Raw genomic sequence first — 7241 nt, forward strand, 5'->3', positions numbered from 1 at the left:
TCCACGAGGAACATGGCCTGCGAGCCATTCAACGCATGGTTCCAGACAATGCCGTATTTCGCGAGCGCATACGTCACCAGTCCAATACCATCTCATTGATCCGACGAGGTACACCTGGTTGTCGCGGACGTCAATGGCGTAGAGTTCGCGCCCGCAAAATCCCGTCGATGCCAGCACGACCGTGGATTCCTTCGGCGTATGCGCGATCACGCGTTGCAGTGCGTCGTGGCGTGAAGACAGTTCGCCGTTTTCAGCGAATTGCGTTCCGACTTCGGCGCGCTCGTTCAAAGCACGCCGGCGCACGCCGCTCAAGCCCTTCTTCGTGAGCTTGTACGGCGCAACACTGCCCTTCTGCATCACGAGCGCATACGGCCGCCCGGTGCTGTCCATATGCGCGGTCGCACGATCGAGCGCGGGACCAATTGCATCGGCTTCGGTGGGGAACAATTCCCATGGAATCTCCATGGTGTCCAGCATGGCCGGCGTGACCGGACCCATCAGCGCGTGCTGGGGTTCATCGGCGACGCCGGGCTGGCCGCGCCATGTGACGATCAGCAATTGCGGCAGCCTGAACGTCCAGGTCAGCGACGTGAGCGGGCTCACCGCGTTGCCGAGCCCGGAGTTCTGCATCATCGCCACACCGCGCCGCTTCTTGAACTCGCCCGATGCGCCCAGCGCCACGCCCGCGATCAACGCAACCGCGTCACCCTCGTTCGCTGCCGAAACATAATTCAGCGACTCGTCCTGCAGCACGTAATTGATGAACGGCGTCAGGTACGAGCACGGCACGCCCGCGTACCAGTCGAAACCGCGCTCACGCGCGGCTTCGACAAATTGTGCAGCTTCGATCACGCGCCTGCCTCCGCGCCCGACGATCCGTTCGATCCGTACGGTGCTTGCCCGTGAGCGAAGTCACCGGCTTGACGGAGTTCGTCGAGGTCGTTCACGCCGCGCCAGTGGCCATGCACGTATTGCACTTCGATGCGCTCGCCCGCCGCGATCAGTGCGTTGAGCAACGCGGCCATGTCGAGCCTGGCGAAGTCATCGCGTCGTTGCAGTTGTTCGAGCGTGGCGACCAGACGCTCGCGGCCCGCGCCGCGCACGTTGAGCAAGCCCATCCAGCGGCCTTGCGGCGCTTTCGATTCCACGTTTGCCGGAGCGGCCGAGCTCGTGACGCTTTCGAGCCAGACTTTCTGGCCGAAAAGCGCGCGGTCATCGGCGGTGGAGCAGAACGCAAAGTCCGTCGATGCAACCCCGGCTTGCGGCGTCTGCGACGAATCCACGACCACGCAGAAGTCGCTGTCCGACTCCACCAGATCGCGAAGAATGTAGCTGCGGAACAAGAGGTCGCCGTACGAGATGACCGTGTCGGCCGTGAACGATTTCGCTGCGCACGCGAGCGACGCCAGTTCGCCCGTCTGCTCATGCTTTTCGTTCACAACCAAACGAATGCCCGATGTATCGATGGCGTCCGCGCGATAACCGCCCACCACCGTGATGTCGTTGATGCCTTCCTTCTTGAACGCTTCGACCAGGCGGCGCAGCAGTGGCTTTCCCGCGATCGGCAGCATCACCTTGGGTTTGTCGGCGGTGACGGCTTCGAGGCCTGCGCCCCGGCTTGCCGCCAGAACAACCGCGTTACGCGATGCGCTCGCCGACGACAGATACACGCCCTCGGCCGTCGAATACTCTTCGGCGTCCTGCAGGCGGAAGATTTCGTTCACGCTCGCCACGCGGTCTTCCACGTTCACGAGCGTCTGGCTGGTGTGGATTTCTTTGGCGATAGCCTGCATGGTCGATGCCGCGCCGCGCAGCAAATGGTTCGCCCAGATCACCGTGCTGATGCCGGCCTGACGGAAGACATCGGTTGGCGTGCTGTAGTACTTGGTCGGCACGATCACGAGCGGGCCGCGGCCGGCCCATTCACGTGCGAACGTAAGGATCTCGTCGGGCTTCGACAGCTTGCTGTGAATCAGGATGGCGTCCGCACCGGCTTGGCGATAAGCCTCGGCGCGCTTTAACGCCTCTTCCATGCCCCAGCCGGCAATCAGCGCTTCGACGCGCGCGACGATCGAGAAATTCGGATCGCTTTGCGAATCCTTGCCGGCCTTGATCTTGCCGCAGAACTCGTCCATCTCGGCGAGCGGCTGGCGCTCACCGTTCAGGAAAGAGTTCGTCTTGGGAAACTGCTTGTCCTCAATACACACGCCTGCAATACCGCGCTGTTCCAGCTTCTTCACCAACCGGCGGACATTATTGAAGTTGCCGTAACCAGTGTCGCCGTCGAGCAGGATAGGAAGGTCGCTGGCATCCGCCATGAACTCGAGCGTGTCGACCACTTGCGTCCAGCTTGCTTCGTTGTTGTCGCGTACGCCGAACTGCGCGGAGATCGTCAGGCCCGACCCCCAGATCGCCTTGAAACCGGCTTCCTTGACAATGCGCGCCGACAAGCCGTTGTGCGCTTCCATCAGGAATTCGAGCTCATTGCTTTGAAGCATTTCGCGCAGACGAAGGGAACGGGCATAAGCCGCGGGTAGTTGATACGGTGCGTTCATCGTAGGGCTCCAGCAAGCTGACGCAGTTGCGGCAAGACTTCGTCGGCCGCGCGTTTAACGTCGTTTTGAAAATCGATTTCGATCCACGGCGCGCCGGTTACATCGGCGACGTCGAATACCTGGCTGCGTTCCAGCAGCAGATCGCGGACAGCTTCTTCATGCGGCAGGTTCGCGCGACCCGTCGCGACGTATCCCGCGACGATCTCGGCCAGACGGCGTGCGGCGGTTTCATCGAAGCGGAAAAATCCCACCGATTCGCCAATCACGTCGTACTGCAGATCCGCCAGCACCTGCTTGCGCAACTCGACCGGTACGCCATTCGCCACGCAGAGTTTCACCGGTTCATCGCCCGCTTCGAAATCACGGTCGATCAACAAGCGGTTCACCGGCCCCGCGCCCGCCACCAGCGGTTCGAGAATGCGTTCGTCGTAAAGCACGTCGGCGTCCATCAGGAGCACGTCGCCGCCACGCGTCAACGCATCGGCCGCCGTATGCACGGACAACACGCTGCCAAGCGAAAACTCGTTGTTCACCACCACTTCGGTATGCGGCTTCCAGGCGATCGTGGCCAGTTCTTCTTCAACCACTTCGTGCTTGAATCCGAGTACAAAAACGATCTCGTCGACGCCCGCGGTTTTCAGCAGTTGCAGATGACGTTCAAGCAGCGACGATTCGCCAAAACGCAGCAGGCACTTCGGCTTTTGCTGCCCTTCAGGCTGCACGAGACGTAATCCCATGCCGGCGGCAAGGATGATTGCGCGCATGTTGATCCTATGGGTAAGGCTTTATTCGATATCCGGCACGCGCGCAAGACGACGGCGCTGCCAGCCCTTTTCAGCGAAATGCAGATAAACGATGCCAGGCAAACCCAGCAGCAACTCACGCGCGCGCTTGGCGAGCGAAAGCGCCAGGGCGGCTTCGGGCGGCAAACCAATCAGGCGCGCGAGCAGCAGGTAGCCGCCCTCCTGCACGCCGAGCGAACCGGGCACGGCGAACGCCGCGCCACGAATGGCCTGGCCAAGACTTTCCAGCATCAACGCTTCGCCCCACCCAACCGGCGAGCCGAGCAGATGCAGGGCAAGCCAGACTTCGCCCGTACCGACAATCCAGCCCAGCAGGCTCAGCGCGAAACTCGCGGCGACCGGTCCGGGTTTCTTGTAGAGCTCGAGCACGGCGCTATCGACGGCTTCCGCGCGCGATACCAGCGACGACCAGTCGCGCTTCTTCGAAAAGCGCGCGGCAAACTGGGAAGCAAAACGCGTTGCCCGGCCGAACAAACCCGCACGCTGCGCAAAGAAGAAGCCGACGACCATCAGCGAGCACACCACGATCACGATCAGCACCGGCAGCAACATGCCCACGCCCGATGCATAGCCACTCAGGAGCGCGAGGCCGATCATTGCGAAGATCATCTGGCCGACGGACTGCATGGTCGTGCTGACGGTGATGACGGCGGCGGCGTCGCGCGCACGCATGCCGCGCTGCGAGAGATAACGCACCATCAGCATGGGGCCGCCTATCTGGCCGGCCGGCATCAGGCTATTGACGGACTCGCCGGTCCAGCGTGCGAGCAATGCGTCACGGAACGTGACATCGCGTTCATTGCGGGGAAAAAGAGTTTCGATGGCCAGCGCGTCGATCACGACTGGCAGCACATGAAATGCCGCGACGGCGAGCAATCCCCAGCCAGCGGCCGCAAGCGCCGTCGCGACGGAACCGAAACCCTGCCAGCCCAGCAGCGCGATGAACAACACCACGCCGAGCGACAGAAGGACAGTTCCAGCGCGGCTCATGCGGCGCCGTTCCTCCCGCCTTTGCGGCGGAATACCTGGCCGAAACCGAAGTACGCGATCGAATCCTTCATGTTCGAGATAAAACGCTGCCACGGCCGCATGTTCGGATTCGTGACGTACTCGAAAGTCAGCGATACGCGAAATTCATTCGCGCGTGCGGGCGTGATGCGATGGCGCAGCTTGTCGCCATCGAAGAAAACAAGGCCGCCCGGCGGGATTTGCACCGAGCCGGGCTGATCCGGAATCTCAGGCGTGCGCGTGTGCAGCTCGTAGTCGAGGCGGCACGATGAATCGTCCATCACGCCCAGCAGCAGCGTGTAACGACGGCCTTCGTAGTACGACGTGTCGTAATGCCAGCCGATGTGATCGCCCGCCTTCGTATAGAAATACAGCGCGTAGGCATGCGGGTCATCGGCGGGAGACTCCTGGAGCGTGTCGCCGCTGATCTTTTCCAGCCATTTGATCAGCGCGGGAGACCGGTACAAATCGGCAATGAACGGCGCCAGTTCGTCAATTGCGTGCCGGCTTACGCTGCCGCCCGCCTTGTGCCCCGGAATGTAATTCCGGTTGATTGAAGGCGTCACGGCACGCACGGCCTCGACAAGCTTTTCCGTGAACTCGCTTGGCAGGAAGTCTTCCAGATACAGGAACGCGCCCTGGTCATCGAAGGTCTTGTGCAGCGTTGCCGGCTGAAGATCCGCGGCAAAACGCTGGAAATGTGCGGCGAGCGCTTCGTCGACAGCCTGCACGCCTTTGCGCGCGGCAGTCGTGCCGCCGTAACTATGCGTGGAAGCCGGATTGACAGTTGAATTCATTGAACAGCCTGCAAGTCTTGTCCGTCGGCGTCCCCGCTCGATGCTGTATTACGGGCAGCACGGCGAACCACGCGCAGATAGTCCACCACGACCCACACTGCAAACAGCGGCGCGCCGATGGATGCAGCAACAAGGAACGGCGTCATGCCATTGAGCAGGGTCACGACGGGCAACAGATACAAGACGTCTTCGGTTTCAAAGCCTGCCATGGACGCCTGTTTCGTACCGTTTTTACCCGCCATGGATTCAATTCGCATGCGCAGAAAAAAGATCAGCGCGACTGCAACGCCCGCTACGCCGCCCAGCCATTGGGCCGGGACGATCATTGACGGATGATGCACGCCGACATAAAACCCGAGTCCTACAAACAGCAACACCGTCACTACAGAATCGCACGCGAGGTCGTAAAAATGACCGATCTTGCTGGATTGCCCGCTGATCCGCGCCAATTCACCGTCCGTATGATCGACAAAATTCGACACAGCGATTAGTAACGCACCCAGGCTGCAAGACCAGAAACTGCCAACCGACAGATAGTATGCGCCAACCACGCCAATGAGCAGGCGCAAGGTGGTGAGATGGTTGGGGGTAATCGGGGTGCCGATCAGCGGCGTAACCAGGCGCCGGGCGAGCCGCGCGTCCAAGGTTGCGGGCTCGGGAAGGGCACGGAGTGTAGCGTTGCGGGGATTGTTCATCCTCGAAATATATCTCGTTTCGAGTTTAATTGCATATATGGGGTCACCGGATTCGATGCGCGTTAGAGCCGCACTGTGTCCGCATTCGAGCACAGTGCAACGCAGATTTTGACGCCCGTTTGAGTGTCCCAAACTGAACGATGGCGCGGGCCAAGTAGCCCGCCTTAACGTCGGTATTTATTTCTTTACCGCCTACTGCAGGGGTACCGGCACCGCCGTCGGCGGGCTTGACGGTTTGCTCGCGCTTCCCGCTGCGACCGCGGTTTCATTGGTGGCACCCCCGGTTTTGTCGAGCGGAATCTTCACCGTGCGGACCGTTCCGTTACCCAGCGGGAAATCGGTCAGCGCGCTACGGATCAAATATGGCATGGCCCGCACCAGCGACGCTTCGCCGCCCGAATTGCTTGCGCTCACCTTGTAAACCTCGCGCCCGGTTGCCCGATCAGTCAGGCGGATCTGCAGCGCGTGGACGAATACAGGATAACTTTGATCGACGTATCCCGCCGGGCCCATGTCCCAGCCGCCCCACGCCCCGTAACCACCCCAGCCTCCGTACGGGCGTCCGTACCAGCCGCCGTACATGGGCCACGGATCGTAATAGACCGGCTGCCGCACCGTCACGAAGTCACCGCGAATGGAATACGACAACTCGACCCGATAAGTCGCGCTCGTATCCGGCACCTGCCGAAACGAATGCGTCGCGAGTTCGTTCGCAACCAGCGCTTCATACGTTTTCTGTTCGATGCTGTTCTGCTGCTCCGCCGAGCGCGCAAACGCATACGTCCGGGTCGCGTCGCTACCCGACCAGTCCGAAAACGCAGAGACCTGCGTCTGGACGTAGGTCGTGCACCCTCCGAGCAGTGCGAAACCCGCGATCAGCGCAACGCGCGCCGCACTTTTCCATTCTCCGCACAACCGTCCAAACGCCATGGCCGACCTCTTTGATTCCGTCGATCTTCTTACGCTGATTTTTTAGCGAGCCCCACCAAGCCAGTGCCACAAGCGCTGCATGGATATTGCCTTGCCCCACCTGTTAAGAGACTGTAATGCCCTGTCGAAGTTCGGGGAATAGGCCATTCGGCTGACCCCGAATCGAGCCCACGTTTCTCCGAGCCTTTGTACAATGGTCCGATACAAGGCCGCCTCGACCACCTCGCAGCCGAGGCACAGCTCCCAACTCAATTCGAACCGACATGTCCAACTCGACCGCCCCAGCCGTAATCCGCCGCGCCGACTACACGCCGCCCGCATTCCTGGTCTCAATTTACCGTGCGGCGAAACGGACCGGCCGGACCTTGGTCATCGACCTCTATGCAGCGGCTGTTCTGGAAGCGACCGGAAACACCGATCTTCCTCAATCGCATTGGGACGGCGTGGCCTTAT

Annotated in this window: 7 protein-coding genes and 1 pseudogene; 1 reads left to right on the top strand and 7 read right to left on the bottom strand. The window is 61.1% G+C overall.

Annotation, left to right across the window (positions count from 1 at the left end; translation table 11 throughout):
- The 7 genes from ACRXB1_RS26195 to ACRXB1_RS26225 all read right to left on the bottom strand — a co-directional run.
- On the bottom strand, window positions 1-852 hold an 852-nt coding region (locus ACRXB1_RS26195), incomplete at its 3' end, for a thiamine pyrophosphate-binding protein (RefSeq protein WP_449493690.1).
- Window positions 849-2555, bottom strand: coding sequence for a phosphoenolpyruvate mutase (gene aepX, locus ACRXB1_RS26200; RefSeq protein ID WP_075359616.1), 1707 nt, complete (start codon window positions 2553-2555; stop codon window positions 849-851). The genes aepX and ACRXB1_RS26195, both read right to left, overlap by 4 nt.
- A complete protein-coding gene (locus ACRXB1_RS26205) occupies window positions 2552-3319 on the bottom strand; it encodes a phosphocholine cytidylyltransferase family protein (RefSeq protein ID WP_062169580.1) in 768 nt (255 codons plus the stop codon). The genes aepX and ACRXB1_RS26205 overlap by 4 nt, the downstream gene beginning before the upstream one ends.
- 21 nt (window positions 3320-3340) lie before the next feature.
- Entirely contained in the window at window positions 3341-4348 is a 1008-nt protein-coding gene (locus ACRXB1_RS26210) for a flippase-like domain-containing protein (RefSeq protein ID WP_061998861.1), read from the bottom strand.
- Window positions 4345-5163 (bottom strand): HalD/BesD family halogenase, encoded by an 819-nt coding sequence (locus ACRXB1_RS26215; RefSeq protein WP_449493691.1) that lies wholly within the window; start codon window positions 5161-5163, stop codon window positions 4345-4347. Before ACRXB1_RS26215 ends, ACRXB1_RS26210 begins: the two co-directional genes overlap by 4 nt.
- On the bottom strand, window positions 5160-5858 hold the full coding sequence (locus ACRXB1_RS26220; RefSeq protein WP_061998859.1) for a CDP-alcohol phosphatidyltransferase family protein: 699 nt from the start codon (window positions 5856-5858) through the stop codon (window positions 5160-5162). The genes ACRXB1_RS26215 and ACRXB1_RS26220 overlap by 4 nt, the downstream gene beginning before the upstream one ends.
- 192 nt (window positions 5859-6050) lie before the next feature.
- A complete protein-coding gene (locus tag ACRXB1_RS26225; protein ID WP_449493692.1) occupies window positions 6051-6788 on the bottom strand; it encodes a DUF4136 domain-containing protein in 738 nt (245 codons plus the stop codon).
- 263 nt (window positions 6789-7051) lie between these two features.
- Here ACRXB1_RS26225 and ACRXB1_RS26230 point away from each other — a divergent pair.
- Window positions 7052-7241: pseudogene (locus tag ACRXB1_RS26230) on the top strand (hypothetical protein); the annotation flags it as partial.

Source organism: Caballeronia sp. M23-90, assembly GCF_053574605.1.